The sequence below is a fragment of the Glaciihabitans sp. INWT7 genome (assembly GCF_014217685.1).
GTDB lineage: Bacteria > Actinomycetota > Actinomycetes > Actinomycetales > Microbacteriaceae > Lacisediminihabitans.
Genome location: NZ_CP043653.1, coordinates 2,460,299 through 2,486,295, shown reverse-complemented (window position 1 = coordinate 2,486,295; position 25,997 = coordinate 2,460,299). Strand labels below are relative to the sequence as shown.

Annotated in this window: 26 protein-coding genes; 15 read left to right on the top strand and 11 right to left on the bottom strand. The window is 66.8% G+C overall.

Translation table 11 applies throughout. The features are described from left to right. The first annotated feature begins 31 nt into the window (after positions 1-31). The 3 genes from F1C58_RS12000 to F1C58_RS11990 all read left to right on the top strand — a co-directional run bounded on the left by F1C58_RS12000 (position 32) and on the right by F1C58_RS11990 (position 4,355). Positions 32-1,816, top strand: a complete 1,785-nt coding sequence (locus F1C58_RS12000; RefSeq protein ID WP_185201328.1) for an ABC transporter family substrate-binding protein — start codon at positions 32-34, stop codon at positions 1,814-1,816. A 133-nt stretch (positions 1,817-1,949) separates the two neighbouring features. Further along, entirely contained in the window at positions 1,950-3,857 is a 1,908-nt protein-coding gene (typA, locus tag F1C58_RS11995; RefSeq protein WP_185201327.1) for a translational GTPase TypA, read from the top strand. A gap of 51 nt (positions 3,858-3,908) precedes the next feature. After that, a complete protein-coding gene (locus F1C58_RS11990) occupies positions 3,909-4,355 on the top strand; it encodes a hypothetical protein (protein WP_185201326.1) in 447 nt (148 codons plus the stop codon). A gap of 6 nt (positions 4,356-4,361) precedes the next feature. Here the strand turns inward: F1C58_RS11990 and efeB are convergent, their stop codons facing one another. Genes efeB through efeU form a run of 3 tightly spaced genes read right to left on the bottom strand, consistent with a single transcriptional unit; the run spans position 4,362 to position 7,718 of the window. Next, positions 4,362-5,639, bottom strand: coding sequence for an iron uptake transporter deferrochelatase/peroxidase subunit (gene efeB, locus F1C58_RS11985; protein ID WP_185201325.1), 1,278 nt, complete (start codon positions 5,637-5,639; stop codon positions 4,362-4,364). Between the two features lie 7 nt (positions 5,640-5,646). After that, the gene (efeO, locus tag F1C58_RS11980; RefSeq protein WP_185201324.1) at positions 5,647-6,858 is read right to left on the bottom strand and encodes an iron uptake system protein EfeO; all 1,212 of its coding nucleotides are present in this window, start codon (positions 6,856-6,858) and stop codon (positions 5,647-5,649) included. Next, on the bottom strand, positions 6,855-7,718 hold the full coding sequence (efeU, locus tag F1C58_RS11975; RefSeq protein WP_185201323.1) for an iron uptake transporter permease EfeU: 864 nt from the start codon (positions 7,716-7,718) through the stop codon (positions 6,855-6,857). Before efeU ends, efeO begins: the two co-directional genes overlap by 4 nt. Before the next feature lie 107 nt (positions 7,719-7,825). On the opposite strand from efeU, the gene F1C58_RS11970 reads away from it, so the two are divergent. The 4 genes from F1C58_RS11970 (at position 7,826) to F1C58_RS11955 (ending at position 11,854) form a co-directional block, all read left to right on the top strand. Continuing rightward, positions 7,826-9,025 carry a PIG-L family deacetylase gene (locus F1C58_RS11970; protein WP_185201322.1) on the top strand — a complete coding sequence of 400 codons (1,200 nt, stop codon included), beginning with the start codon at positions 7,826-7,828 and terminating at the stop codon, positions 9,023-9,025. Further along, positions 9,022-9,348: a ferredoxin gene (fdxA, locus tag F1C58_RS11965; protein ID WP_185201321.1), complete on the top strand. Its 327-nt coding sequence runs from the start codon at positions 9,022-9,024 to the stop codon at positions 9,346-9,348. The genes F1C58_RS11970 and fdxA overlap by 4 nt, the downstream gene beginning before the upstream one ends. A gap of 2 nt (positions 9,349-9,350) precedes the next feature. Then, a complete protein-coding gene (dapC, locus tag F1C58_RS11960) occupies positions 9,351-10,460 on the top strand; it encodes a succinyldiaminopimelate transaminase (RefSeq protein ID WP_185201320.1) in 1,110 nt (369 codons plus the stop codon). Positions 10,461-10,552: 92 nt separating this feature from the next. Next, the gene (locus tag F1C58_RS11955; protein WP_185201319.1) at positions 10,553-11,854 is read left to right on the top strand and encodes a citrate synthase; all 1,302 of its coding nucleotides are present in this window, start codon (positions 10,553-10,555) and stop codon (positions 11,852-11,854) included. Positions 11,855-12,026: 172 nt separating this feature from the next. On the opposite strand, the gene F1C58_RS11950 is transcribed toward F1C58_RS11955, so the two are convergent. Together F1C58_RS11950 and dapD are read right to left on the bottom strand one after the other, a co-directional pair. After that, complete coding sequence (locus F1C58_RS11950; RefSeq protein ID WP_185201318.1) at positions 12,027-12,302, bottom strand: endonuclease domain-containing protein; 276 nt, start codon at positions 12,300-12,302, stop codon at positions 12,027-12,029. Positions 12,303-13,179: 877 nt separating this feature from the next. Beyond that, entirely contained in the window at positions 13,180-14,115 is a 936-nt protein-coding gene (dapD, locus tag F1C58_RS11945) for a 2,3,4,5-tetrahydropyridine-2,6-dicarboxylate N-succinyltransferase (RefSeq protein WP_185201317.1), read from the bottom strand. 40 nt (positions 14,116-14,155) lie between these two features. On the opposite strand from dapD, the gene dapE reads away from it, so the two are divergent. The 3 genes from dapE (at position 14,156) to F1C58_RS11930 (ending at position 16,728) form a co-directional block, all read left to right on the top strand. Continuing rightward, positions 14,156-15,253, top strand: a complete 1,098-nt coding sequence (dapE, locus tag F1C58_RS11940; RefSeq protein ID WP_185201316.1) for a succinyl-diaminopimelate desuccinylase — start codon at positions 14,156-14,158, stop codon at positions 15,251-15,253. After that, positions 15,235-16,470 (top strand): hypothetical protein, encoded by a 1,236-nt coding sequence (locus tag F1C58_RS11935; RefSeq protein WP_255461088.1) that lies wholly within the window; start codon positions 15,235-15,237, stop codon positions 16,468-16,470. Before dapE ends, F1C58_RS11935 begins: the two co-directional genes overlap by 19 nt. An 81-nt stretch (positions 16,471-16,551) precedes the next feature. After that, entirely contained in the window at positions 16,552-16,728 is a 177-nt protein-coding gene (locus F1C58_RS11930; protein WP_165063777.1) for a DUF3117 domain-containing protein, read from the top strand. Between the two features lie 30 nt (positions 16,729-16,758). Here F1C58_RS11930 and F1C58_RS11925 read toward each other — a convergent pair whose 3' ends face one another. Then, complete coding sequence (locus F1C58_RS11925; protein ID WP_185201315.1) at positions 16,759-17,385, bottom strand: O-methyltransferase; 627 nt, start codon at positions 17,383-17,385, stop codon at positions 16,759-16,761. Between the two features lie 65 nt (positions 17,386-17,450). Here F1C58_RS11925 and F1C58_RS11920 point away from each other — a divergent pair, with 65 nt between their 5' ends. Then, entirely contained in the window at positions 17,451-17,846 is a 396-nt protein-coding gene (locus F1C58_RS11920; RefSeq protein ID WP_185201314.1) for a twin-arginine translocase TatA/TatE family subunit, read from the top strand. A 77-nt stretch (positions 17,847-17,923) separates the two neighbouring features. Further along, positions 17,924-18,604, top strand: a complete 681-nt coding sequence (locus tag F1C58_RS11915; RefSeq protein WP_185201313.1) for an SDR family oxidoreductase — start codon at positions 17,924-17,926, stop codon at positions 18,602-18,604. A 16-nt stretch (positions 18,605-18,620) separates the two neighbouring features. Here F1C58_RS11915 and F1C58_RS11910 read toward each other — a convergent pair whose 3' ends face one another. Continuing rightward, a complete protein-coding gene (locus tag F1C58_RS11910; RefSeq protein WP_185201312.1) occupies positions 18,621-19,535 on the bottom strand; it encodes a LysR family transcriptional regulator in 915 nt (304 codons plus the stop codon). A 63-nt stretch (positions 19,536-19,598) separates the two neighbouring features. On the opposite strand from F1C58_RS11910, the gene F1C58_RS11905 reads away from it, so the two are divergent. After that, positions 19,599-19,757, top strand: coding sequence for a hypothetical protein (locus tag F1C58_RS11905; protein WP_185204215.1), 159 nt, complete (start codon positions 19,599-19,601; stop codon positions 19,755-19,757). Between the two features lie 36 nt (positions 19,758-19,793). Here F1C58_RS11905 and F1C58_RS11900 read toward each other — a convergent pair whose 3' ends face one another. From F1C58_RS11900 to F1C58_RS11890, 3 genes are read right to left on the bottom strand one after another with little or no spacing between them, the layout of a single operon-like run. Continuing rightward, positions 19,794-20,924, bottom strand: a complete 1,131-nt coding sequence (locus F1C58_RS11900; RefSeq protein ID WP_255461087.1) for an Mrp/NBP35 family ATP-binding protein — start codon at positions 20,922-20,924, stop codon at positions 19,794-19,796. Next, entirely contained in the window at positions 20,921-21,424 is a 504-nt protein-coding gene (locus tag F1C58_RS11895) for a DUF1003 domain-containing protein (protein WP_185201311.1), read from the bottom strand. The genes F1C58_RS11900 and F1C58_RS11895 overlap by 4 nt, the downstream gene beginning before the upstream one ends. After that, positions 21,408-22,724, bottom strand: coding sequence for a magnesium transporter MgtE N-terminal domain-containing protein (locus tag F1C58_RS11890; RefSeq protein ID WP_185201310.1), 1,317 nt, complete (start codon positions 22,722-22,724; stop codon positions 21,408-21,410). The genes F1C58_RS11895 and F1C58_RS11890 overlap by 17 nt, the downstream gene beginning before the upstream one ends. A gap of 46 nt (positions 22,725-22,770) precedes the next feature. Between F1C58_RS11890 and F1C58_RS11885 the strand changes: the two genes are divergently transcribed. Beyond that, positions 22,771-23,256: a general stress protein gene (locus F1C58_RS11885; RefSeq protein ID WP_185201309.1), complete on the top strand. Its 486-nt coding sequence runs from the start codon at positions 22,771-22,773 to the stop codon at positions 23,254-23,256. A gap of 114 nt (positions 23,257-23,370) precedes the next feature. On the opposite strand, the gene F1C58_RS11880 is transcribed toward F1C58_RS11885, so the two are convergent. Next, positions 23,371-24,843, bottom strand: coding sequence for an aminopeptidase P family protein (locus F1C58_RS11880; protein WP_185201308.1), 1,473 nt, complete (start codon positions 24,841-24,843; stop codon positions 23,371-23,373). Positions 24,844-25,303: 460 nt separating this feature from the next. On the opposite strand from F1C58_RS11880, the gene F1C58_RS11875 reads away from it, so the two are divergent. Then, positions 25,304-25,936: a TetR/AcrR family transcriptional regulator gene (locus F1C58_RS11875; RefSeq protein ID WP_185201307.1), complete on the top strand. Its 633-nt coding sequence runs from the start codon at positions 25,304-25,306 to the stop codon at positions 25,934-25,936. The last annotated feature ends 61 nt before the right edge of the window (positions 25,937-25,997 follow it).

Below are 25,997 nucleotides of genomic sequence, written 5' to 3'. Positions count from 1 at the left end.
GTTCGCGCGGCCGATCGCTACGATGGATCGGATGCGCAAGTCACTGGTAGCCGCACTCCTCGTCCTCGCGGTGGCGGGCATCGCCCTTTCCGGGTGCACAGCGACGGTGACCAAGGGCAGTACAGTGCGTGTCGCGGTGAGCCAGGCCTTCTCCTCCTATAACGCGAGGACCTCGTTCGGCAACGTCGCTGCCAACGCCAGCATCGTCGCAGCCACCAATTCGCAGTTCAACTACTACGACAATCGTCCGGCGCTGCAGAAGGACGAGTCCTTCGGTACCTACCAGGTGGTGTCGAAGCAGCCGTTTCGAGTGAAATACACCATCCGCGACGGCGTCAAGTGGTCGGACGGCCAGGCGGTGGACGGTGCCGACCTGCTGCTCTCGTGGGCGGCGAATTCTGGAGCCCTCAACACTCCGGGCTTCGACAACGAGAGCTATACCGATCCCGACACCGGGCGCTACACCAAGCCGTTCCCCGCGGGGGTCGTGCACTTCGACGGATTCAGCGGCAACGGCCTGCAGCTGGTGTCGAAGACCCCCGTGATCGGCGATGACAACCGCTCGCTGACGCTCACCTACGACCATCCGTTCGTGGACTGGGAGCTCGTCTTCGGGGTGGGTCTTCCCGCTCATGTGGTGGCGCAGAAGGCGCTGGGCATGGATGATGCGACGCGGGCCGAGGGCGCTCTCGTCACCGCGATCCAGAAGCGCGACATCGCGAAGCTCTCCAAGATCGCCCACTTCTGGGACACCGGTTTCGACTTCACGACCATGCCCAAAGACAAGAGCCTCGTCATCGGCACCGGGCCATACACCCTCACCGGACTGACGGCGACGGGAGCGACCCTCACCGCCAACCCGCAGTACAGCGGCGACCACCGTCCCACCTTCGAACGCGTCGAACTGCGGTTCATCACCGATCCGCTCGCCGCGGTGGCCGCGCTGCGTGCCGGCCAGGTGGACGTCATCTCCCCGCAGCCGAACGCGGATGTCGCGCAGGCGCTGCTGTCTGTGGACAACGCGACAGTGCTGAGCGGCTCCGACGGCCCCTACGAGCACCTCGACCTGCAGTTCTCCCACTCGCGAAACGGCACATTCGACGATCCCGTCGTGCGGCGAGCGTTCCTGAAGACGGTGCCGCGTCAGAAGATCCTGGACGACCTGATCGTGCCGTTGCAGGAAGAGGCCAGGCTGCGCTCCTCGCAGGTCTTCCTTCCGGGGGAGCAGGGGTACGCGGCAGCGGTGCGCACGAACGGATCGAGCGCCTACGCCACAGTCGATATCGAGGGAGCGAAGGAGCTGCTCGCCAAGGCAGGGGTCGTGGGCCCGCAGGTCTGCCTGCTGTTCGATCCCTCGAATCCGCGCCGGGTCGCCGAGTACGCCGCGATCCAGGACTCGGCCGCCCTCGCCGGCTTCACCGTGACCGACTGCTCGAGCACCGACTGGCGGCAGCTGCTCGGCACCGACGGCGCCTACGATGCCTCGCTGTACGCGCTGCGACCGTCGAGCCTCGCGGTGAGTGCGGTATCCGCGGCCTTCCGCAGCGATTCGCCGGTGGGCAACGACAACTTCTACGCCAACCCCGAAGTGGATGCCCTCATCGATTCCCTCAGCGCCACCGCCGACCGGAGCCAGCAGCTCGCCATCCTGCAGAAGATCGACGCGCGGGTCTGGGCGGATGGCTACGGGGTGCCGCTCTACCAGTTCCCGGCGGTCACGGCCTTCAACGATCACGTCAGCGGGGTGGCACCGTCACCGCTGTCGCCGAACCTGTTGTGGAATGTCTGGGACTGGTCGCCGGTTGATAAGGGGTAGTGCCGGCTCTTAATCGGTAGTACCGGGGCCGCAACCGGTAGACTATGCAGTGCGGAGCACCACCGACGTGATTCTGCCGTCACTGAACGATCGTGGCCTCCCTCCTTCTCGAGACAAATCTGGACGTATACCTATGGCAATCGCCACCCGTAATGACCTGCGCAACGTAGCGATCGTCGCTCACGTCGACCATGGAAAGACCACCCTCGTCGACGCCATGCTGCGCCAGACGAACTCCTTCGCGGCCCACGCGCACCTCGAAGAGCGTGCGATGGACTCGAACGACCTCGAACGCGAAAAGGGAATCACGATCCTCGCGAAGAACACCGCGGTCTCGTATTCCGGTTTGCACGCGACCGACGGACCGATCACCATCAACGTGATCGACACCCCCGGTCACGCCGACTTCGGTGGAGAGGTCGAGCGCGGTCTCAGCATGGTCGACGGCGTCGTTCTGCTCGTCGATGCCAGTGAGGGTCCGCTTCCGCAGACCCGATTCGTGTTGCGCAAGGCGCTCGAGTCGAACCTTCCGGTCATCCTGCTGGTCAACAAGACCGATCGTCCGGATGCCCGCATCGATGAGGTCGTCACCGAGAGCCAGGACCTGCTCCTCGGCCTCGCGAGCGACATGTCCGACGACTATCCCGACCTCGACCTCGACGCGATCCTCAACGTGCCGATCGTCTACGCATCCGGTCGTAATGGTGCCGCGAGCTGGAACAAGCCGGAGAACGGCTCCCTTCCCGACAACGACGACCTCGAGCCGTTGTTCGACGCGATCCTGCAGCACATCCCCGCGCCGCGCTACGACGACGAGCACCCGCTGCAGGCTCACGTCACGAACCTCGACGCCTCGCCGTTCCTCGGCCGTCTCGCCCTCCTGCGTGTCTTCAACGGCACCATCAAGAAGGGCCAGACTGTGGCCTGGGTCAAGCACGACGGATCCGTGCACAACGTCAAGGTCACCGAGCTGCTCATCACGCGCGCTCTCGACCGCTTCCCCACGGAGTCCGCGGGACCGGGTGACATCGTCGCCGTCGCCGGCTTCGAAGACATCACGATCGGTGAGACCCTCGCCGACCCCAATGACGTGCGCCCGCTGCCGACCATCACGGTCGACGACCCCGCCATCTCGATGACCATCGGCACCAACACCAGCCCGATGATCGGCAAGGTGAAGGGCCACAAGCTCACCGCCCGCATGGTCAAGGACCGCCTCGACCGCGAACTCGTCGGTAACGTCTCGATCAAGCTCGTCGACATCGGACGCCCGGACGCGTGGGAGGTGCAGGGTCGTGGAGAGCTGGCCCTGGCCATCCTCGTCGAGCAGATGCGTCGCGAGGGCTTCGAGCTCACCGTCGGCAAGCCACAAGTGGTCGTCAAGCGTGTCGACGGCAAGATCCACGAGCCCTTCGAGCACCTGACGACGGATGCGCCGGAGGAATACCTCGGCGCCATCACCCAGCTCCTCGCCTCGCGCAAGGGCCGCATGGAGGGCATGTCGAACCACGGCACCGGCTGGGTGCGCATGGAGTTCGTCGTGCCGTCGCGTGGACTCATCGGATTCCGCACAGAGTTCCTCACGATCACGCGCGGATCCGGCATCGCCAACGCCGTCTCGCACGGCTACGAGCAGTGGGCCGGTGAGATCACGACCCGTGTCAACGGCTCGATCGTCGCCGACCGCGCCGGTGTCGCCACCCCGTTCGCCATGGTGGCACTGCAGGAGCGCATGTCGTTCTTCGTCGAGCCGACCCAGGAGGTCTACGAGGGCATGGTCGTCGGTGAGAACTCGCGTGCCGATGACATGGACGTGAACATCACCAAGGAGAAGCAGCTCACCAACATGCGCCAGTCCACCTCGGACACGTTCGAGCGCATGACCCCGTCGCGCAAGCTGACTCTCGAGGAGTGCCTCGAGTTCGCGCGCGAGGACGAGTGCGTCGAGGTGACCCCCGAGTTCGTGCGCATCCGTAAGGTCGAGCTGGCCGCGGGCGACCGCGCCCGCCGCGTCTCCCGCCTGAAGAAGCAGAACGCGTAGCCCGCAGACAACACTGTTGTGAGACATGTCCCCGGCCCTAGGCTGGGCGGCATGTCTCACTCGGTTAAGCGCCTCACCGTTCCGATCGCCATCGTGATCGCCCTGCTCGCCGGCCCGGCGCTTGCCGGATGCTCGGTGCAGAACCTCGTGCACGACGTCACCGGCGGCAAGGTGGATGTTCCCGGCAAGAGCGTGCCGAAGGACTTCCCCAGCGAGGTGCCGCTCGCGTCGGGAGAGGTGCTCTCCGGTGCCGGCGTGGGAGACGCGAAGTCGAAGATCTGGAACGTGAGCGTGCGCGCGACGGACAGCACGGCGATCAACGACGTGCTGGCCACCCTCACCTCGGCAGGCTTCGAGTGCAAGACCCTCACAGAGACCACCGCCGACGGGGGAGCCCTCGTCGGTGACAAAGACACCCTGAACGTCGCCGTGGTGGAGATCAAGGACGGCAAGGGATTCGTGCTCAACTACACCGTCACCAAGGGCGACGGCAAGTAGTGTCGATTAGCCGAACAGAGCGGCGCCGACGAAGCTTCCCTCTCGGGCGCCCGGCGGTACGGCGAAGATGCCCGATCCGACGTGCCGGAGATATTCGTTCATCGCGTCATTGCCCGCGAGCTTCAGCTGGATCGGCACGAACTGGGTGCGCGGATCCCGCTGGAATGCGATGAAGAACAGCCCGGCGTTGAGACGCCCGAGGTCGTCGTTTCCATCGACGAAGTTGTAACCGCGCCTCAGGAGCACGGCACCGTCGTTCTGCTTCGGATGTGCAAGGCGCACGTGCGAATGGGCATCGATAGCGGGTTCGCCGTGGTTCTCCGCGGCGAAATCAGGTTCTGTGAACTCGGTGCCGCCACTGCGGGGAGCACCCTGGCTCTTCGTGCGGCCGACAACACGTTCCTGCTCGCGGAGGGCGGCCCGGTCCCAGGTCTCGATGGTCATGCGGATCTTGCGCGAGACGAGATACGAACCCCCGGTCATCCACTCGGCGCCGTCTCCCGTCGGTACCCAGATGTGATCGTCGACGATCGTGGTGTCTTCGGCCTTCACGTTGGCGGTGCCGTCCTTGAAGCCGAACAGGTTGCGTGGCGTCACCTGCGCCCGCGTGGTGGAGGAGGTGCGCCCGAAGCCGAGCTGGGACCAGCGGATGGATGCCCGCCCGAAGGCGATCCGGGAGAGATTGCGGATCGCGTGGACCGCCACCTGCGGGTCGTCGCTGCAGGCCTGGATGCACAGGTCGCCTCCCACGAGGGACTCCTCGAGCGCGTCGCCGGAGAAGTGCGGCAGATCGATCAGCGCTGCGGGGCGGCGGGACGACAGCCCGAACCGGTCATCGAAGAGGGACGGACCGAATCCGAAGGTGATGGTGAGCCCGGAGGTGGGCAGGTCGAGCGCTTCGCCGGTGTCGTCCGGGGGAGCGTCGTATGGTCCCTCGGTCGCCCCGTCGCCGACGGCTTTGCCCGCGGTCATCCGTGCGGCGGCGGCGGTCCAGTCCTCGAGGAGACCGATCAGCTCGGCGCGACTGGTGCCCGAGACGTCGTAGCTCGCGAAGTGGAGGCGATCCTGGGCAGCAGTGGTGATTCCCGACTGGTGGGCGCCGTAGAAGGGATAGGAGGCCGCAGCCCCCGAATCGCCGGTCGCGGCACTCGCCATGACCGCGCGATCCGCTCCGATTCCCACGCCCGCCCCGACCACACCGGCTCCCGCGAGGCCGAGCAGGCCGCGCCGGGAGAGTCCGGTCGATTCGGTCGGCTCGCCAGCCGGGGGCGATTTCCTGGCCATCGGTCGCCTATTTCAGCAGGGCGGCGGTGAGCTTGCTGAGCGGTTCGCTCAACCCGTTCACCCCGTTCGCGAGCTGGCGCACCTGCGTGCTCGTGAGATCCGTGTAGGAGGGGAAGCCGGTGCTGAGAGAGCCGTAGGTGGCGAGCTGCTTCTCCAGCGCGGTGAATTGCGCGTCGATCTGCGACACGAGCTTCGGGCTCTTCACCGTGACGATGTTGCGCACCCCCTCGTAGGCGACCCGCGCGCCCTCGAGGTTGGCCTGGAAGTCCCAGAGGTCGGTGTGGGACCAGATCTCCTCCTCACCGGTGATCTTGCCGTTCGCGACCTCGTCGAGCAGGCCGATCGCTCCGTTCGAGATGGCGGCGGCACTCACCGTGTAGGACTTGGCGTTCACGGCATCCGCCAGCTGCTGCGTGTTCGAGGTCAGCTTCGCGGCGAAGGCGGCGCGCTCGCCCGGGGTGAGAGCCACGTATGTCGTTCCCCCGTTGTCGGCGGCAACGGGCGGCCACAGGTCTTTCTCGAGGCGGTGCCAGCCGGTCCACTGGTCGCCTTCGGCCACATCGGCCTCGCGGAAGTCGATCTCCGGGTCGAGGTCTCCGAAGGACTCCGCGACCGGCTCGATGCGCTCGTAGAAGGCTCGCGCGGCCGGATACAGCGTGCGGGCTGTGGCGGTGTCGCCCGCGAGGTAGGCGTCGAGGAAGGCGGCGGTGGCCGGGATGAGCTGGGAGACCTGGTTCTTCACGTAGGCCACGTAGTTGGCAGCGGCGGCCGCAGTCTGGGTCTTCTCATCGCCGGCGAGCTCGATCCGGTTGCCGGAATCGGTGACGGTGAAGGTGGCGCGTCCGATGCCGTCTCCCACCATCCCTGGCTTGCAGGTCGTGAAGTACGTGCCGGCGGCGAGTTGCACTGTGAGCGTGCGCGGGGCGCCGGGGGCGATGTTCTCCACCTCACCCACGATGCGCAGGCCGTCGTCGGCGAGCACGTAGAACTCGGTGGCCTGGTCGGTGGAGTTGCTGATCGTGAAGGCGACGGTGCCGCTCGGGGCTGTCGTCGCCGAGACGGCGCAATCCGAGCTGCTGCTGACCACCGAGAGCTTCGTGCCCGCAGTGGCGCGTGACGAGGATGCCGGGGTATTGGGCACGCAGGCGCTCAGCATGAGCAGTGCGGTTGCGGCCGTCGCCGTGACGATGAGGGTGCGGAAAGTCAGGCGCGAGGTCATCGGGCTCCTTCGGTGACAGGGGTCGGGGCGACGGCGGCAGGAGTTGCTTTCGTCGGTTGGGCGCCGCGGATGCGGCGGATGAACAGGATCAGCACGGGCACGACGTAGAGGGTCCAGACGATCGCTTCGAGCCACGTCGTCGCGGGGGAGAAGTTGATGCTGCCCTTGAGCAGGGTGCCGTACCAGCTGGCCGGCGGGATGGCCGACGAGACGTCGAAGGCGAGTGCGCCGAGCCCCGGCAGGATGCCGGCCTCCTGAAGGTCGTGAACGCCGTAGGAGAGCACACCCGCGGCGACGACGATCAGGAACAGGCCGGTGTAGGTGAAGAACTTCGACAGGTTGATGCTCAGCACCCCGCGGTAGATCAGGTAGCCGAGCACGAGGGCCACCAGGATGCCGAGCGCGGCCCCGAGGAGGGGGAAGGTGGTCGACCCCGTGGCCTGCACCGCTGCCCAGAGGAACAGGGCGGTTTCGATGCCCTCGCGTCCCACCGCGAGGAACGCCACGAGCACCAGCCCCCAGCCGGCGCCGGCGAGGTGTCTGTCGACGTCCGATCGCAGGGTGCCGCTGAGGTTGCGGGCCGTCTTGAGCATCCAGAAGATCATCCAGGTGACGAAACCGGTAGCGACGATGGAGAGCGTGCCGCCGATGGCCTCCTGGGCCTCGAAGCTCAGGCCGTAGGCGCCGAAGGTGAGGAGGGCGCCGATGGAGAGCGCGAGCGCGACGGCGAGGCCCACGCCGACCCAGATGCGGCGCAGCACGTCGCGGCGTCCGATTTTGATGACGTAGGCGACGAGGATGCCGACGACGAGCGCGGCCTCGAGGCCCTCGCGGAGGCCGATGAGAAAGTTTGCGAACACGAGACAGTCCTCTTCAGAAGGTTGGTAAGGCTAACCTTACTAGGTCGATCGGGCCGGCGCGCTGCGACCTGTGCAAGTGGTCAGCCCCGCTGGGGTAAATTCGGCAGGTGGAATCAGACTTTCTTGCCGGTGAGCCGTCGCCCCTCGAGCGCGTGCTCTTCGTGCACGCGCATCCGGATGATGAGAGCATCACCACCGGCGGAACGATCGCCCTGATGGTCGAGCGGGGATCGCAGGTGACCGTCGTCACCTGCACGCGCGGCGAACTCGGTGAAGTCATCCCGGTGGACCTGTCCGGTCTCGAAGGTGACGGGCCGCGCCTCGCCGAGGTGCGCACTGCGGAGTTGGCCGCCGCGATGACGGCCCTCGGGGTCTCCGATCACCGTTTTCTCGGGGAGCCCGGAGCGCGCTGGGTCGAACGTGAGCCGCGACGGTATACCGATTCCGGCATGCGCTGGGGGGCCGCCGGCGCGGAGCCGGCGGAGTCGCTCGCAGCGGACTCGTTCTGTGCAGCCGACTTCGGGGAGGTCGCCGCCGACCTCGCGACGGTCATCGATGCGGTGAAGCCGGGTGCGGTGATCAGCTATGACTCGAACGGCGGTTACGGACATCCCGATCATGTGCGCGCCCACGCGGCGGCACGTCATGCGGCCGAGGTCATGGGAGTGCCATTCTGGGTCGTGGACGCGGATGCCGCGCGCTCGGCCCTGCGGGTCGACGTCTCCGGCGTGCTCGATCGCAAGACGGCGGCACTCGGTGCGCACCGTACCCAGATCGTGGTGGAGGGCGACCGTTTCTCGCTGTCCAGCGGACCCAGCCGGGTGATCGAGAGTGTGGAGGGCTTCACTCGGTTGCGCACCGAGGCTCCCGGCATGGTGGCGTGGAAGGACCAGGGCCTGTCCGTCAAGATCTTCGCGTGGGTCATCGCCGCCCTTGTCGGCGCGGCGCTCGGGGGAATCACCGTCGTCAACCACCAGTTCGCCCCGCAGATCTTCGGGCTGAGTGCTCCGGTGGGCATCGTCGTCTCGTTGCTCATCATCGCCAGCCTGTTGGTCGGCCTGCGGATCGTCTTCTCTGGCCGGGTGGTGGCGGGATGCGCCGCGGTGGGGCTCCTCCTGGCCGTCGGCGTGCTCTCGGTGAGGTCGACAGGTGGGTCGGTTCTCGTCCCGGCGAACGCGGCGGGCTATGCCCTCACCTATGGATCACTCCTCATCGCCGTACTCGCGCTCGCGTGGCCGAATTTCGGCACGTTTTCGCGGGATAGGCTTGGATCAAGGCCTGAATCGAAAGGACCGAACCGACAGTGACTTACGTCATCGCCCTCCCGTGTGTGGATGTCAAAGACCGAGCGTGCATCGACGAATGTCCCGTCGACTGCATCTACGAGGGCGACCGCATGCTCTACATCCACCCCGACGAATGCGTCGACTGTGGTGCGTGCGAGCCGGTGTGCCCCGTCGAGGCGATCTACTACGAAGACGATGTGCCAGAGCAGTGGGCCGAGTACTACAAGGCCAACGTGGAGTTCTTCGACGAGGTCGGTTCGCCCGGCGGAGCGGCGAAGGTCGGCGTCATCCACAAGGACCACGCGATCATCAACGCGCTCCCGCCCCAGGGTCCCGCGGCCTGACAATGGCGCTCAGCCTGCCGGACTGGCCCTGGGATGCTCTCGAGCCCTACGCGGCCCGTGCGAAGGTGCATCCCGAGGGGGCGATCGACCTCTCCGTCGGTTCTCCGGTGGACCCGACTCCCGCCCTGATCCGGGAGTCGCTCTCCGCAGCGACCGATGCCCACTCCTACCCGCTGACCGCCGGAACGCCGGCGCTGCGGGAGGCGATCGTCGAGTGGTTCGGCCGCCGTCGCGGTGTCGACGATCTCGGTGTCGCGAATGTGCTCCCGACGATCGGCTCCAAGGAGTTCATCGCCGGTCTGGCGCTCTGGCTCGGTCTTGGACCGGGTGACACCGTCGTGCAGCCCTCGCTCGCCTACCCCACCTACGCGGTCGGCGCCGCGCTGGTCGGGGCGACCGTCGTCTCGAGCGACGATCCGGCCGACTGGCCGGAGGGCACGCGTCTCATCTGGATCAACAGTCCGGGAAATCCGAACGGTCGCATCCTCTCGGTCGAGGAATTGGCCGCGGCCGTCGCCCGGGCACGGGAACTCGGTGCCGTCATCGCGAGCGACGAATGTTATGCCGAGCTCGGCTGGAGCGACGAATTCGACCGGGTCGCGACCCCGAGTGTTCTCGATCCGCGGGTCATCGCGGGCGACCGCAGCTCGGTGCTGTGCGTCTATTCGCTGAGCAAGCAGTCGAACCTCGCCGGCTATCGGGCCGGTTTCGTGGCCGGGTGCAGCACGCTCATCGGGCAGCTGCTCACGGTGCGAAAGCATCTCGGCACCCTTCCGCCCGCGCCGATTCAGGCCGCGATGGTCACCGCGCTCGGCGACGACCAGCACGTGCGAGCCCAGAAGGCCCTCTATCGCGCCCGACGTGACCGGCTGAGGCCAGCCCTCGAGGCCGCCGGTTTCCGCATCGACGACAGTGAGGGCGGCCTGTACCTCTGGGCGACCGCTGGCGGAGACGCGTGGGCCGCCGTAGACCGCCTGGCCAGCATCGGCATCCTCGTCGTGCCCGGAACCTTCTACGGTGCGGAGCCCTCGCAGCACGTGCGCGTCGCGCTCACCGCGACCGACTCAGCCATCGATTCCGCGGTCGCTCGGCTAGCCGCGTCAAGAAATTAGCACCTTCCTCCAACCGGTCGATCGATACCTTGGTGGATGTCGCTGTCGACGGGCGTGCCGAGGGTGTGCGGTGGGGCAATTAGGCTGTAGAGGTGAATGCTGCCGCAAATGACCCTGCCGCCGACAAGGCCACCCTCCAGTTCCCGGGCGGCACTGCCGAGTTCCCCGTCGTGAGGAGCGTCGATGGCGCCTCGGCCATCGACATCTCCACCTTCACCCGCCAGACCGGGTACACGACTCTCGACCAGGGCTTCGTCAACACCTCTGCCACGAAGAGTGCCATCACCTACATCGACGGCGACAAGGGCATCCTGCGTTACCGCGGCTACGCGATCGAGGATGTCGCGGCCAACTCCACGTACCTCGAGGTCGCCTGGCTGCTCATCTATGGGCAGTTGCCGTCCGCGTCCGAACTCGAGGCCTTCGAGGACCGGGTTCGTCGTCACACGCTCATCCACGAAGACCTCCGGCGCTTCTTCGACGCGCTTCCCCACAACGCGCACCCGATGTCGGTTCTCTCGAGCGCGGTCTCGGCGCTGTCGACCTTCTACGAAGACTCGCTCAGCGTTCACGATCCGGAGCAGGTCGAGCTCTCGACCATCCGGCTGCTGGCGAAGCTGCCGATCATCGCGGCCTATGCGCACAAGAAGGCCCTCGGCCAGGCATTCCTCTACCCGGACAACTCACTGAGCTTCACCGACAACTTCCTCAAGCTGAACTTCGGAAACATGGCCGAGCCCTACGAGGTGAACCCGGTGGTCTCCAAGGCCCTCGAGCGCCTGCTCATCCTGCACGAGGACCACGAGCAGAATGCGTCCACCTCGACGGTGCGACTGGTCGGATCCACCGAGGCCAACATGTTCGCCTCGATCTCAGCCGGCATCAACGCCCTGTACGGTCCGCTTCACGGTGGGGCGAACGAGGCGGTGCTCAAGATGCTCGGTGAAATCAAAGAGTCGGGCGAGTCGGTGGAGAAATTCGTCGAGCGCGTCAAGAACAAGGAAGACGGCATCCGCCTGATGGGCTTCGGGCACCGGGTCTACAAGAACTTCGACCCGCGCGCCAGGCTCGTGAAAGAGAGCGCCGACGAGGTGCTCGCCGCTCTCGGAGTGAAGGACGACCTGCTCGACATCGCCAAGGAGCTCGAGGCCGTAGCTCTGGCCGACGACTACTTCATCGAGCGCAAGCTCTACCCCAACGTGGACTTCTACACCGGAGTGATCTACAAGGCGATGGGATTCCCACCGCGCATGTTCACCGTGCTGTTCGCGATCGGACGCCTGCCCGGCTGGATCGCCCACTGGCGCGAGATGAACAACGACCCGGCCACGAAGATCGGCCGTCCTCAGCAGCTCTACGTCGGCGAGCCCCGCCGGGAGTGGCCCGCGCGCTAGCTCGGGCACTCCGCCCGGAGGGTGGCCCACCTAGTCCGCCCCCTGTTGCAAATGCAGGAAACCTCGTGACTGCTGAGGCCTGTGGGGCTCATCTGCCACGTGCGTCACACCCTTTCCTGCATTTCGTGCATCAAACGCTGCCGAACGGGTCACCTGGGCTTGGGTCACCGCACTACGCGTGTGCGCGATGCTCCCGCCGACCCATCGCGGTGAGAATCGCGGCCTCGACGGCTGGCCAGTCGTACATCACCTGGCTGTAGCTGAAATGCAAGACGCGGTAGCCGAGTGCCGTGAGGCGCGCGTCCCGCACGCGGTCCCGTTCGAAGGCGGACGGGTCGGAGTGGTACTCGCGACCGTCAACCTCGACCACCAGCCGGTCACCGATCAACATATCCACGCGGATGCCGGGAGCCAGAGCCACCTGAATTCGCACGACGAGCCCCAGCATGCGGCATCGGTACCGGGTGAGAGATTCGATGATCGATTCGGATCGGTGGTCGACATCCGAAACCTGCAGCCGAAGCCGCAACGGAAGATGCGCCACCGCCCGAAGCCATGCCGCACGACTGACGAGACCAGCGCGAAGCGCACTATCTGCCGCCGCCACAACGAATTCGGGTGGTTCGCACGCGCACATGTCTATGAGGCAATTCAACGGGGATTCAACGAAGGCGGACCCCGGTCGCTGAGATCGCCAGTGGATTACCGCATCAGAGTGGAGTGAGAGCCGGCTGCGCATGTCTGACGGGTCCCGGAGGCGAGACGCTGCCCGCGAGACCGCAACATGAAGAGCGGGGGAGGAGCGCATCGCGAGGCCGAAGTGGGCCGCTCCGCTCACGCAGGTGAGTCGTCCTCCCACGCGCCAGGCCGCCAGATTCTCTTCGGGCTCCAATGCGGAGGCGTACCACCCTTGTCGAACGCGAACTATCGAGCCACGGTTTACGGCAGCTGCCAACGATCGCCCCGTCCATCCCATTCGAACCAGCCGATGGGTGGGGGCTACTCCGCCGAGAGAACGGATGTGCGCGAGAAGGTCCATGTGGCCGAGACTGTCGTGCCCGACTGCGGGTGGTCATCCGCTGCCGAGCATCTGTGCACATCATCCGCCACCGGCGCCGGGGGAGGAGCAGCCAGCGGCCGTACTCCCCGTGCGAAATGCAGGAACCCTCGTGACTGCTGAGGCCTGTGGGGCGCATCTGCCACGTGCCTCACACGCCTTCCTGCATTTCGCACGGGGAGCGCGCAGCACGGGGAGCGCCCAGCACGGCGAACGCGCAGGGACGCCTGACGGGGCCCACTGCGCTGCAGACTGAGGCGGGCGAGGCTCAGGCGTGCAGGGCCGCGTTCAGCTGGATGCCGCGACCACTGCGCGCGAGCACCTCGACAGCTCCGGTGAGCGAGTTGCGTCGGAAGAGCAGTCCGGCGACACCGGACAGCTCGACGGCCTTCACCGTGCGCGGGGAATCCCCGAGCACGGTGAGCTTCGTGCCCGCCGTGAGGTAGAGCCCGGCCTCGACGACCGAGTCGTCACCGATCGAGATACCGATGCCGGAGTTCGCCCCGAGAAGAGCCCGTTCACCGACCGTCACGCGCTCGGTGCCGCCGCCCGAGAGGGTGCCCATGATGGAGGCGCCGCCGCCGACATCCGAACCGTCGCCGATCACCACGCCCTGCGAGACGCGACCCTCGATCATGGATGACCCGAGAGTGCCCGCGTTGAAGTTGACGAAGCCCTCGTGCATCACCGTCGTGCCCGGAGCGAGGTGGGCGCCGAGACGCACGCGCGAGGCATCCGCGATCCGCACCCGGTCGGGAGAGACGTAGTCGGTGAGTCGGGGGAACTTGTCGATCGAGTGCGCGGAGATCCCGAGCCGCTGCAGGGTGAGGCGCTGGTCCGCATAGTCGTGCGGATGCACCGGGCCGGCGTTCGTCCAGGCGACGATCGGCAGGTGGCCGAACAGTCCGTCGAGGTTGATGCTGTTCGGCTTCACCACCAGGTGGCTGAGCAAATGGAGGCGCAGGTAGGCGTCGGGAGTGGAGGCGGGGGGCGCATCGAGTTCGATCTGCACCATCACGAAGTCCACGGTGACATTGCGGCGCGCGTCACGGCCCACGACCGAGGCGAAGTCGGCGGGGGCGATGTAGGGATCCCGACCGGCGGGGAACGAGCCGAGGGTCGGCGTGCGGTACCAGGTGTCGAGCACCGTGCCGTCGCCGGCGATGGTCGCGAGTCCGTAGCCCCAGGCTGCTCGATCAGTCATGGCTCAAGATTAGCGAGAGGGGGACTTATAAACTGACCGCATGCCCACCGCCGAATCGACCCCGCCCGCGATCGACCTGGCGGCATCGTCGATCGAGATCACCCGGCAGCTCTGCGACATCGAATCGGTCTCGGGCGATGAGCGCACCATCACCGATGCCATTGCTGCCGCTCTCGCCCCCTTCGAACACCTCGAGCTGACCCGGGACGGTGATGCGCTGGTCGCCCGCACGACCCACGGTCACGCCCGGCGCGTGGTCATCGCCGGGCATACGGACACCGTGCCGCTCAACGGCAACCTGCCGACCCGGTTCGAGACCGAGGACGGCACCGACTACCTCTGGGGCCGCGGAACCGTCGACATGAAAGCGGGGGTCGCGGTGCAGCTCAAGCTCGCCGCCGAACTCACGGATGCCGCGGTGGACCTCACCTGGATCTGGTACGACAACGAGGAGGTGGCCTCCGACCTCAACGGGCTCGGCCGACTCGCCGCCCACCGGCCCGAGCTGCTCGCCGCGGACTTCGCCATCCTCGGTGAGCCGACGAATTCCCTCATCGAGGGCGGCTGCAATGGCACGATGCGGGTGGAGTTGAGAACGACCGGCAAGAGGGCCCACTCCGCCCGGGCCTGGGTCGGGGTCAACGCCATTCACGCCGCATCCCCGATTCTCGACATCCTCGCGTCCTACCAGCCCCGATCGATCGAGGTCGATGGCCTGGTCTACCGAGAGGGCCTCAATGCCGTGGCGATCAGCGGGGGAGTGGCAGGCAACGTGATCCCCGACGAATGCGTGGTCACGGTGAACTACCGATTCGCCCCCGACAAGGGTGCGCAAGCGGCCGAGACCCACCTGCGCGAGGTCTTCGCCGGAGTCGACCTGGTGGTCACCGACAGCGCCGACGGCGCCCGCCCCGGTCTCGATGCGCCCCTGGCCAAGCAATTCCTCGCCGCGGTCGGTGGTGAAGCGAAACCGAAATACGGGTGGACGGATGTCGCGCGCTTCTCCGCTCTCGGCATCCCTGCGGTCAACTACGGGCCGGGAGACCCGCTCCTCGCCCATGCGGACGACGAGCGCGTCGCGGTGCACCAGATCACGGAGTGCGAGCGGGGTCTGCGGGCGTGGCTCGAGCAGAGCTGACCGAAAGGCAGCGATCGACGCCACCCACGCTCCGCGTGCGCTACCGCCTCACCCCGTGGTGGGTGAAGGTTGTCGTGGTGTGGGCGGCCTCTCGACTGGTCAGCACGAGCCTCCTGCTGTATTTCGCTGCTCGCCAGGCACCGAATCCCTGGTCGGGCGCGAATCCCGGCTACCTGCAGTTCGCACAGTTCTGGGATAGCACCTGGTACCACATCGTCGCCGTCGGCGGCTATCCGGCGACACTTCCGCTGACCGCCTCCGGACATGTGGCGGAGAACGCCTGGGCCTTCCTGCCGGCCTATCCGATGCTCGTGCGGTTTGTGATGGCGGTGACCACACTGCCCTGGGAGCCGGTGTCGGTGGCCGTCTCATTCGTCTTCTCGCTGCTCACGGCGCTCATGATCTACCGGCTCTTCCTCCTGCGACTGCCTGCGGCCACCGCGCTCTTCGCCGTCGTGCTCTGGTGTGTCGCTCCACTCTCGCCCGTCCTGCAGGTCTCCTATGCGGAGTCGATGCACTCCTTCTTCCTCGCTCTCGCGCTCTACCTTCTGATCGAGCGCCGGTACGGGCTGCTCTTTCCCGCTGTGGCCATCATGTCGCTCACGCGGCCGAGCGGACTCGCGTTCGCGCTTGCGCTCGCGCTGCACTTCGGTCACCGATGGATCACCCGCGTCCGCGATCCGTTCCCTGCCAGGGAGCGGATGCTCGCGGCCGGCCTCGCCGGATTCAGCCTCGTGATGGGCCTGGCGTGGCCCATCGTGGCCTGGGCGGTCACGGGATCCCTCTCCGCCTACACCGACACCGAACTCGCGTGGCGGTCCGCGTACATCGGCTATGTCGAACTCCAGCCCTTCGCCCCGTGGCTGCAGGCCACACGATTCTGGGGGGATCTGTGGCATCTCGGCGCCGTCCCCCTCGTGGCCCTCGCACTTCTCGTCGTCGGATTCGCCGCTGCGCTGTTCCTTCCCGCGGTTCGCCGACTCGGACCCGACCTCCGTTTCTGGTCGGCGAGCTACGGGCTCTACCTCCTGGCCGTGTTCTTTCCGCAGTCGAGCACGTTCCGCCTGCTCGTGCCGATGTTCCCCCTGCTCGGCGCCATCGCCCAGCCACGGTCCGCCGCCTACCGGGTTGTGCTCGTGGTCGCCTGCATCGTCGGCCAGTTCGCCTGGCTCTCGCTCTGTTGGTGGTTCGACGGGTACGACTGGACACCCCCGTAACGACGCGGTGGGAGCCCCCGTTTTCGGGTTAACGCCCAGTTACGGGATAATGGGAAGTCATTCCACGAAAGGGGATCCATCATGGCAGCCATGAAGCCGAGGACCGGAGACGGACCAATGGAGGCTGTTAAGGAGGGTCGCCTCATCATCGTGCGCGTCCCGCTCGAAGGTGGGGGTCGCCTCGTCGTCTCGGTCAACGATGCCGAAGCGAAAGAACTGCACGACGCGCTAGCCGGGGTTGTCGCCGCGGCCAGCTAGGGCGGTCAGTTCCACCGCCGACCGGGCTCTCTAGAGCTTGGTCAGTTGAAGCAGCCCGTCGCCGACCGGCGACAGCGCGCTGATCACGGCCGAGGATTCGGCGATCTCCGACAGGAGCGAGCGGAACCCGGTCACGGTGTCGTCGCGCTGCGCCGGATCGGCGACCCTGCCACGCCACAGGGCGTGCGCGACAAGCACGGTGCCGCCCGTTCGCACGAGCCGAAGGCCGTGCTCAACGTACTGGATGACCGACTGCGGGTCGGCATCCACGAGCACGACGTCGTAAGACTGTTCGTTCATGCGGGGCAGCACGTCGATGGCTCGCCCGGCGATGAGCCGAACTCGATTGCCGGGGATGCCCGCCTCGAGGAATGCCTTCTTCGCGGATTGCTGGTAGTCCAGCTCGAAGTCGATAGAGGTGAGCGTGGCTTCGGGTGCGCCGGTGAGCAACCAGAGCCCGCTCACGCCGACCCCGGTGCCGATCTCGATGATGCTGGTCGCGGCCGTCGCCGCAGCGATGACCGCGAGTTGAGCGCCCATCGCCGGGCTCACCGCATCGATTCCCAGCTCGATCGAATGCTGCCTCGCCTGCGCAATGTGCTCGCGTTCGACGATGAAGTCCTCCGCGAACTTCCAGCTCGACTCTTTGTCTGCCAATTCTGCTCCTCGTTCACAGCCCAGCGTAAGGGAGGGTTTGGGGCTGGGAGCGTTAGTCTGAACGAGTGTTCGGCGGCCTGACTATCGATAAGTTCCTCGTGATCCTCGTGATCGCGGTCTTTCTGCTTGGCCCTGAGCGGATTCCGCACTATGCGGCCCAGCTGGGGCGCCTCGTGCGGAACGTGCGCGACATGGCGGATGGCGCGAAGGAGCGCCTGCGCGAGGAGATGGGCCCCGACTTCGACGACGTCGACTGGAAGAAGCTCGATCCCCGCCAGTACGACCCGCGCCGCATCATCCGCGAGGCCCTTCTCGAGGACTCGGACGATCGGCCGGAGGTGCCCCTCACTATCGTGCAGCCGAATGGCGAATCGGCCTATGCGAAGCGTAAACGCCTGATGGCCGAGAGCAGCACGGGCGAAACCGTCGTCGAGGCGCCGTTCGACACGGAAGCGACCTGAAGCCGGCTGCGCAGATCGCACCCCACTCCCGGGTGCCCCTCAGGCGGCGTCCCAGATCAGACATCTAGGATCGCGCCATGAGCGATGTGAACGGTGCGGTTGTGCTGGTGGTGGGGGCGTCCGGTGTGCTGGGCGCTGAGTTGGCGCGTCAGTTGGAGTCGGAGGGCGCGACGGTGGTTCGTGCCGGGCGAAGCGCGGAGCGATTGAGCGGTCCCGACGCCTTTCTCGCCGATCTCACGGACGAGGCGGCGGCCGCAGCGATCGTCGCGGCCGCGTTCGGCGCGCACGACCGGCTCGACGGCATCGTCATCGCCGCGGGGGTGGTGGCATTCGGACCGGTGGGCGAGGTACGCGATGACACTCTTCGGCAGCTCTTCGAGACGAACGCGCTGGCCCCGATGCGGCTCATCCGTGAGGCCGTCCCCCATCTTTCGGCCTCGGCCCAGGGCGGCGGAAAGCCCTTCGTCGTGACCCTGAGCGGCATCGTCGCGGAGTCCCCGACGGCGGGTCTCGCCGCCTACTCCGCCTCGAAGGCGGCGCTGGCAGCCTTCGTGCAAGCCTCGTCGCGCGAACTGCGGCGATCCGGCATCCGCGTGCTCGATGCGCGGCCCGGGCATATCGAGACCGGCCTCGCCACCCGAGCCATCGCGGGCACCGCTCCGGCGTTTCCCGCGGGTCTCGCTCCTGAGGCGGTCGCGGCACGGATCGTGCGGGCCATCCGTGACGACGAGAAGGACCTGCCGAGCACGGCCTTCTAACCTCCGCTTGGGGGGATCACCCCTGATGCTGGGCCGCGACGCCGCTCGCCACCTTCTGTAGGGCGCGCACGACCAGGCGCACCGAGGGCCGCTCGGCCCGGTCGGGACGCATCAGCGCCGAGATCTGACGGGTCGACCGGATGCCGGCGAGCGGGCGGGTGACGAGCCCGTTCTCATGATCGCGGGTCGTGAAGCGCGGCAGGATCGCGATGCCATGCCCTGTCGCCACCAGGGCCTCGACGATGCCGTTGTCGAGGAATCGTTGCCCGATGGTCGCCGGAACGCCAGTGATGGCCTCCAGCTGGCGCAGGATGCGGTCGTAGGGGAAGCCGAGGGGCACACCGATCCAGGTGACATCCACGAGGTCCTTCGCCGAGAGGCTCGCTTTGGCTGCAAGGGGATGACCCTCCGGCAATGCGATGTCCAGTGGCTCGTCCATCAGCTTCACGACGGCGAGGCCGCGTTCGCGCCAGGACGGCATCAGACCGGGCGCATCGGCGATGACGATGTCGAAGTCGGGGGTGAGGTCGGCGAAGTCGGGGTGGAGCGGATCCTGGTCGCTCGCGATGAGCGTGAGATCGGGGATCGCGGCGACCGCGTCGAGGAGACCGGGCAGCAGCATCTGCCCTCCGGTGGGGAAGGTGGTCAGGGTGACCTCGCCGCGGGGGGAGAGAGTGAATTCCTTCCACACGGCATCGGCGCGCTCGAGGGCGATCGCGACATCCGTCGCGGTCTGGGCGAGCATCCGGCCGGCTCCGGTCAGCACGATGCCACGCCCTGAGCGCTCGGTGAGGGGAAGGCCGGCCTCGCGCTCCAGCACCTTCAGCTGCTGTGAGACCGCCGAGACCGTGCGGTTTGTGGCCTGGGCGACGGCGGTGATGCTTCCCCGCTCGGCGAGTTCCCTGAGCAGTTCGAGGCGATGCACATCCATGTAGCCAGACTACACAGTTGGTCCATTTCTATTTGATTGTGCTTCAGAGAGAAGAGGTGTGGAATGGAACCAATCAATCATTCGCAGCTACAACCCGAGGTCATCATGTACGCCGTCATCGTTCCCGCCGCCATCGCCGTTCTCTCCGTGTGGGGCATCGCCTCCGCTGTCGTCGTGAGCCTTCGCGACGGATACCGCCAGGCGCCGACCCGCGAGGTCTGAGCCGCCGCGACACCCCCGTCGGTCGTCGCCGGCCGGTCAGGTTACGGTAAAGCCCAGCTTGCGGCCCGCGAGTCCACGACCCCCGCGCGCGAGATGGTCGGCCACCGACAGGATCGCCACGGATGCCGCGTCCAGCGGGTCCGAGAGCACGATGGGCACTCCGGCGTCACCACCCTCGCGCAGTGAGATGCTGAGCGGCACGGCGGCGAGCACCGGCACGGGATAGTCCTGCCCCGCGGACAGTCGTGCCGCGACATCCGCACCGCCTCCCGAACCGAAGAGTTCGAGCACGCTGCCGTCGGGTTGAACGAGTCCCGCCATGTTCTCGATGACTCCGATCACCCGCTGGCCGGTCTGGCGCGCGACGGTCGCACTGCGTTCGGCGACCTCCGCCGCGGCACCCTGGGGGGTGGTCACCACGATGACGTCGGCGTGGGGGAGCAGCTGGCCGAGCGAGATCGCCACGTCGCCGGTGCCCGGCGGGAGGTCGAGCAGAAGCACGTCGAGGTCACCGAAGTACACATCGGTGAGGAATTGCTGGATCGTTCGGTGCAGCATCGGTCCGCGCCAGGACACCGCGGCATTGTCTTCGACGAACATGCCGATCGAGATCACTTTCACGCCGTAGTTGATCGGCGGCAGGATCATCTCTCCCACCTTTGTGGGCTTCGCTCCGGTGAGACCGAGGATGCCCGGGATCGAGAACCCGAAGACATCCGCGTCGACGAGTCCGACAGCCAGTCCGCGCGCGGCGAGAGCGACAGCGAGGTTGGCAGTGATCGTCGACTTGCCCACGCCGCCCTTGCCGCTCGTGATGGCGATGATCCGGGTGAGATTCTGCGGTCCGAACTGCAGCTCGCGCGACCGCCCGCCGCGCAGCTTCTCGGTGAGAGCGGTGCGCTGCTCCCGCGTCATGATGCTGACATTCACCGTCACGGTGGTGACGCCCTCGACGGATGCCGCGGCCTCTCTCACATCGCGTTCGATGGTGTCGGCGGCGGGGCATCCGACGATCGTCAGTGTGAGCCCGACGGTGACGGAGCCGCCCGGGCCACTCGTGACGCCACCGATCATGTCGAGTTCGGTGATCGGCTTGCGGATCTCGGGGTCGATCACCCGGGAGAGAGCGTCACGCACACGTTCGTCGAGGCCGATGGCGTCGCTCAACCGGCGGCCCCGTCGGGCTTGCGTTCCTTCTCGAGTTCTTCGAGCAGCGCTCGAAGCTCGGCCCGGATGAAGTCTTTCGAGGCGAGTTCTCGCACGGCCAATCGCAACGAGACGACCTCGCGGGCGAGGTATTCCGTGTCGGCGAGATTGCGTTCGGCGCGCTGCCGATCCTGCTCGAACTGCACCCGGTCGCGGTCGTCCTGGCGGTTCTGGGCCAACAGGATGAGCGGAGCGGCATACGAGGCCTGCAGCGAGAGGATCAACGTGAGGAGGGTGAAGTTCGTCTTGATCGGGTCGAACTGCGAGCCGGTCGGCGCGTAGCTGTTGAAAGCGAGCCAGGCGACGACGAAGGCGGTCATTCCCACGAGGAAGTACGAGGTGCCCATGGCGCGGGCGAACCCCTCGGAGAAGCGCCCTACCCGGTCGCGCCCACCCATCCGGGGCACGAATCGGTTGCGCAGGCCCTTCGGCGTATCGAGCGAATCAGAACGACGGGCCACTTGGCGACCTCCTTCCGGCAGAAGCGATTACGGGGATGGTGCTGGTGTCGGCATTCGCCGGCTCGGGATCGTCGTCGTGACTTCGCCAGTCATCGGGCAGGAGGTAGTCGAGGACATCGTCAATGGTCACCACCCCGACCAGTCGGTGGTTGTCGTCGACAACGGGAAGCGAGACCAGGTTGTAGCTGGCGAGAGTCCTGGCGACCTCAGCGGCGGAGGCACTCGCCTTCACCGGCTCGAGCTTCTGGTCGAGCAGGGTGCCGAGCCGTTCCATCGGTGGGTAACGCAGCATCCGCTGGAAATGCACCATTCCGAGGAATCTACCGGTCGGCGGTTCGTAGGGCGGCAGAGTCACACACACCGCCGCACCGAGCGCCGGGGCCAGCTCGTGGCGCCGGATGAGCGCAAGGCCCTCCGCGACGGTGGCGTCGGCCGACACGATGATCGGCTCCGGTGTCATGAGTCCGCCGGCGGTGTCGGGTGCGTAGGCGAGCAGCATGCGCACGTCTTCGGCCTCTTCGGGCTGCATGAGGTCGAGGAGCACCTCGCCCCGCTCGTCGCTGAGCTGCGCGATCAGGTCGGCCGCGTCATCCGGCTGCATCTGGTCGAGCACGTCGGCGGCGCGGTCGTCATCGAGCTGGTTGAGGATGTCGACCTGCTCGCTCTCCGGCATCTCCTCGAGCACATCCGCGAGGCGCTCGTCGCTCATCTCCTCAGCGACCTCCAGCATCCGCTGTTCCGGCAGGTCGAGCATCGCGTTCGCGAGGTCGGCGGGCAGGAGGTCTTCGTAGGTGGCGAGAAGCTGGGTGGCGGACTGCGCCTCGCCGGTGGAGCGCTCCCGCATGCCAGCCCAGGGGGAGAACACGGTCTGGCCCTTGGCGAAGGGGGACGAACTCGTCTTCGGCCGGCGCAGGAAGAGCTCGCTGACCGCCCACTCGCCCGGACCACTCTCTTCGATCGCCACATCCTCGATCGTCGCGCCGCCCGATTTGTCGACGAGGGTCACCTCGCGGCCCAGCATCTCTGCGATCACCCGTACCTCACCGCCGCGCTGTTCGAAGCGGCGAAGATTGATGAGTCCGGTGGTGATCACCTGGCCGGATACGAAGCTCGTGACGCGACCGATCGACAGGAACACCCGGCGCTTGCCGGGCACCTCCACGATCAGTCCGACGACTCGCGGCGGTTCCTTCTGGCGGTAGACGACGAGCACATCGCGAACGCGGCCCACCTTGTCGCCGGCGGGGTCGAAAACGGAGCACCCGGCAAGTCGGGCGACGAAGACTCTTGCGGCGCTCACAGGTCTAACTTAGACCTTCCGAATGGGGGGAGAGGATAATGGGGGCATGACCAACCAAAGCCCTCTCGCACCCCGCGGCCGTCTCATCCCGACCCTGCCGAAGGGCGACGTGCTCGGCACCTACGACACCTACTTCGAGGCCCAGGCCGTGGTCGATCGCCTGGCCAAAGCCGACTTCCCGGTCAAACAGGTCTCCATCGTCGGCAGCGATTTGAAGACCGTCGAGCGGGTCACCGGCAAGCTCACCTACGGACGGGCCGCTGGTGCCGGAGCGGCCAGCGGCGCCTGGTTCGGACTCTTCATCGGCGTGCTATTCACCTTCGGCGGCACCGGCACCGTTCTGCAGTATGTGATCGCGGCGATCATCATCGGCGCCGGTTTCGGAGCCCTCTTCGGGATCGCCGCCACCGCAGTCACGCGCCGCACCCGCGACTTCACCTCCACCCACCAGGTGCTCGCGAGCCGATACGAGATCGTCGTCGACCCCAACCTGCTCACGAAAGCCCAGGACGTGCTCTCGCGCACCTCCTGAGGGCACACCCCGCCTCGCGCGGGCCCATCCGGTCCGGATGGACGGGCGGGCATGCCGCCCCGGACTGTCCGCAATCCGTCGCGGATCGGACGCCGGGCGATACGGGCCCGTCGCTCAGCGCAGCCAGGCCTCCACGTCATCCACGGTGCGGGGGATGCCGACGGACAGGTTCTCTGCGCCGGCCTCGGTGACGAGGATGTTGTCTTCGATGCGCACACCGATTCCGCGAAACTCCTCCGGCACGGTGAGGTCGTCGGGCTGGAAATAGAGGCCAGGTTCGATGGTGAAGACCATGCCTGGTTCTAGAACGCCATCGAGATAGAGGTCGCGCCGCGCCTGGGCGCAGTCGTGCACGTCCAGGCCGAGGTGATGCGAGGTGCCGTGGACCATGTAGCGCCGGTGGAACTGGTTCTCCGGCTTCAGCGACTCCTCGGCGCTCACCGGCAGGAAACCCCAGTCCGCCGTCTTCGCGGCGATGACCGCCATCGCCGTCGCGTGGATCTCACGGAACCGGATTCCCGGGCGCACGATGGCGAACGCGGCATCGGCCGCCTCGAGCACAGCCTCGTAGACGAGCCGCTGGGTCTCGCTGAAGCGGCCGTTCACGGGGAGCGTGCGGGTGATGTCTGCGGTGTACAGGCTGTCGAGTTCGATTCCGGCATCCATCAGGATCAGGTCGCCGGGTACGACCGCGCCGTCGTTACGGGTCCAGTGCAGGACGCAGGCGTGAGGGCCTGAAGCGGCGATCGTGTCGTAGCCGACGGCATTGCCTTCGGCGCGGGCGCGGCGGTTGAATGTGCCCTCGACGAGACGCTCACCTCGCTCGTGGGCGACGATCGCATCACGATCCGCGATCACGTCGTCGAACCCCATCTTGGTCGCCGCGACCGCCCGTCTCATCTGTTCGATCTCGTAGTCATCCTTCACCAGGCGGAGTTCGGAGAGGTCGCGGGCGAATTCGGTGTCGGCGTCATTCTCGAGGCTGTCGGCGTCTGCCGAGAGCAGTCGGCGACCATCGATCTGGTCGGTGAGATCCCGGTCGCCGTCGCGCAGGATGATGGTGTCGGAATCGACGGCGTCCAGGACTCCGCCGAACGCGGCAAGGTCGGCGGTGAGGAGGCCGAGGTCCGTGGCGACGTGTGCGAGGGAGGGGCGCGGGCCGGTCCAGAACTCGCCGATCTCCGGGTTGGCGTAGAACTCGTCGGAATCGCGCCCGGCCGCCTTGCGGAAATAGAGGGTCGCGGTGTGTCCTTCGTCCGTCGGCTCGAGCACGAGCACACTGCCCGCGACGGAGTCGCCGGCCCAGCCCGTGAGGTGGGAGAAGGCGGAGTGTGCGCGGTAGGCGTAGTCGGTGTCGTTCGAGCGCACCTTCGCCGCGCCGGCGGGGATGATCAGCCGCTTACCCGCGTACAGCGCCGAGATGCGAGCCCGGCGTGCCGCCGCCCACGCAGCCTGCTCGCGCGAACGCGGTTCGGACTCGGTGTGCTCGGCCCATTCGCTCGAGATGAACTGCTTGAAGGTGTCGGAGACCGGCACGGTCGAGCGATTAGAAGTGGCGCGGGGCGCGGATACATTCTTGTCAGCCATGCATCCATTCTCCACCGCGACCTCCGTCGGCGCGACGAATGTCCCTCGGCCTCAACTGGCCTGACGGTGAGGGTGCGTGCGAAGGCCGAACGGCCACAGGGGTCTGGGCGGAACGAGAGACTCGCGGCTCGCCGTGGAGCGCGCGACATGTTCGAATGACGAGACCGGCGCGGGAAGTACCGACTCGTCGAGAACGATGGTTGCAGTGTCCAGCGGGGTATCGGGCGCCGTCGGCGACGTGTCGAAGTTGTGGAGGACATCCTCGAAACTCTTCATTGCTGTGCCCCTGCCTATGCCTTCGTCACCTCTGACCCGGCTTGCCTAATCAAAACAGAGACTGCACTGTCTTGTCTATGACTCGCCGCACTCCTTGACGGACTACGATCGGTCGAGTATGAACGCGCCAGTGTCGCGCACCCAGGTTTGCTCAGACCCCGCAGACCTGTTCGGGAGTGAACCCATGACTGTCGCCGCCCCCACCCCGGTGATCGCCGCCATCTCACCGGCCGGCAGAGCCCCCGCCTTCGCGGACTCCCACGAGCGCATCATCGAGGCCGGCTACCGGCTGTTCTGTCGGCGAGCGATCCGGGATGTCGCGATGGACGAGGTCGTTCTCGCCTCGGGAGTCGCTAAGGCGACGCTCTACCGCCACTTCCCGACGAAGGACGATCTCGTTCTCGCCATCCTGAAGCGCCGCGAGACCGACTGGACCTTCGGCATCGTCGACAGCGGTGCGCGATCCCTCTCCGACCAGCCGGAGGGTCGCTTGCTCGCCATCTTCGACGTGTTCGACGGATGGTTCCAGCGCGACGATTTCGAGGCGTGCACCTTCGTCAAGGTGATCCTGGAGATGGGGATGGATCACCCGCTCGGTCGAGCGAGCTCCGCCCACCTCGCCACGATCGGCACGGTCGTGAGCGGTTTCGCCGCAGAGGCCGGCCTCACTGATCCGGAGGAGTTCGCCCGGGTGTGGTTCATCCTGATGAAGGGGTGCATCGTGCAGGCGGCAGCCGGTGACCCCCGGGCCGCTCGGCGCGCCCGTGCGATGGGCGAACTGGTCATCGCGGCGAATCGGGCTGCCGTGAAGGGTTGACAGGCGCCTTCGCGCCTGCTTAGTTAGTTACTGCACCAACTAACCGAGCGGCGGGAGGGAC

Bases quoted from the DNA above. Each gene is read 5' to 3' on its own strand.
- F1C58_RS12000 (WP_185201328.1), top strand. From the start codon at position 32: ATGCGCAAGTCACTGGTAGCCGCACTCCTCGTCCTCGCGGTGGCGGGC.
- typA (WP_185201327.1), top strand. From the start codon at position 1,950: ATGGCAATCGCCACCCGTAATGACCTGCGCAACGTAGCGATCGTCGCT.
- F1C58_RS11990 (WP_185201326.1), top strand. From the start codon at position 3,909: ATGTCTCACTCGGTTAAGCGCCTCACCGTTCCGATCGCCATCGTGATC.
- efeB (WP_185201325.1), bottom strand. From the start codon at position 5,639: ATGGCCAGGAAATCGCCCCCGGCTGGCGAGCCGACCGAATCGACCGGA.
- efeO (WP_185201324.1), bottom strand. From the start codon at position 6,858: ATGACCTCGCGCCTGACTTTCCGCACCCTCATCGTCACGGCGACGGCC.
- dapC (WP_185201320.1), top strand. From the start codon at position 9,351: ATGGCGCTCAGCCTGCCGGACTGGCCCTGGGATGCTCTCGAGCCCTAC.
- F1C58_RS11950 (WP_185201318.1), bottom strand. From the start codon at position 12,302: ATGCTGGGGCTCGTCGTGCGAATTCAGGTGGCTCTGGCTCCCGGCATC.
- dapD (WP_185201317.1), bottom strand. From the start codon at position 14,115: ATGACTGATCGAGCAGCCTGGGGCTACGGACTCGCGACCATCGCCGGC.
- dapE (WP_185201316.1), top strand. From the start codon at position 14,156: ATGCCCACCGCCGAATCGACCCCGCCCGCGATCGACCTGGCGGCATCG.
- F1C58_RS11930 (WP_165063777.1), top strand. From the start codon at position 16,552: ATGGCAGCCATGAAGCCGAGGACCGGAGACGGACCAATGGAGGCTGTT.
- F1C58_RS11915 (WP_185201313.1), top strand. From the start codon at position 17,924: ATGAGCGATGTGAACGGTGCGGTTGTGCTGGTGGTGGGGGCGTCCGGT.
- F1C58_RS11910 (WP_185201312.1), bottom strand. From the start codon at position 19,535: ATGGATGTGCATCGCCTCGAACTGCTCAGGGAACTCGCCGAGCGGGGA.
- F1C58_RS11905 (WP_185204215.1), top strand. From the start codon at position 19,599: ATGGAACCAATCAATCATTCGCAGCTACAACCCGAGGTCATCATGTAC.
- F1C58_RS11885 (WP_185201309.1), top strand. From the start codon at position 22,771: ATGACCAACCAAAGCCCTCTCGCACCCCGCGGCCGTCTCATCCCGACC.
- F1C58_RS11880 (WP_185201308.1), bottom strand. From the start codon at position 24,843: ATGGCTGACAAGAATGTATCCGCGCCCCGCGCCACTTCTAATCGCTCG.
- F1C58_RS11875 (WP_185201307.1), top strand. From the start codon at position 25,304: ATGACTGTCGCCGCCCCCACCCCGGTGATCGCCGCCATCTCACCGGCC.